The 755-nt window shown below is 65.8% G+C and carries 1 protein-coding gene; it reads right to left on the reverse strand.

Features of this window, described 5'->3' with window-relative positions; translation table 11 throughout:
• Window positions 1-755 (reverse strand): acetylornithine deacetylase/succinyl-diaminopimelate desuccinylase family protein (locus tag EOA29_RS38680; protein WP_127222530.1); only part of this gene is annotated, 755 nt, incomplete at both ends.

The raw sequence follows: 755 nt of genomic DNA on the forward strand, positions 1-755 counted from the left end.
AAATCCTCGGTCTGGCCGCCATGGATGGAGTTGATGTTCATGGTCGAGCGCCGGGCGCCCTCGGGCACCACCGGCATGCGCGTCATCTTGCGGTCGAGCGCCGGGAAAAGCTCGTCCTCGAAGGCCTGCAGCACGGCGCCCATATGGCGCACGGCGTTGTCGCCAAGGAAAGGCATCGAGCCATGCGCGATCTCGCCCTTGGTCTCGATCTCGGCCCACCAGACGCCGCGATGACCAAGGCAGATCCGGTCCTTGTTCAGCGGCTCGGGAATGATGACGTGGTCGACCTTCGGCCTGGAGAAGTAGCCCAGCTTCGCCAGATGCGCGACGCCGCCGAAGCCGCCGGACTCCTCGTCGACCGTGCCCGATATCTCGATGGCGCCGGGAAATTCGGGATAGACCTGCATGAAAGCTTCCGCGGCGATGACCGAAGCGGCGAGCCCGCCCTTCATGTCGCAAGCACCGCGGCCATAGACCCGGCCGCCCTTCACCACTCCCGCAAAAGGATCGACGGTCCAGCCGTCGCCGGCCTCGACGACATCGATGTGCGAGTTGAAGTGGACGCAAGCGCCCGGCGCGCGGCCATCGAAACGGGCGACGACATTGACGCGCGGGTAGCGGTCGGTATCGCCGGGCGCGCCCTCGGCGCGAATGAACTCGGTTTCAAAGCCGAGCTTCTTGAGGCGCGCGCCAAGATACTCGGCGCATGGCCGATAGGCCTCGCCTGGCGGATTGACGGTCGGAAAGCGGATCAG

Origin of the sequence: Mesorhizobium sp. M1E.F.Ca.ET.063.01.1.1 (assembly GCF_003998155.1) — a bacterium.
Lineage (GTDB): Bacteria > Pseudomonadota > Alphaproteobacteria > Rhizobiales > Rhizobiaceae > Mesorhizobium.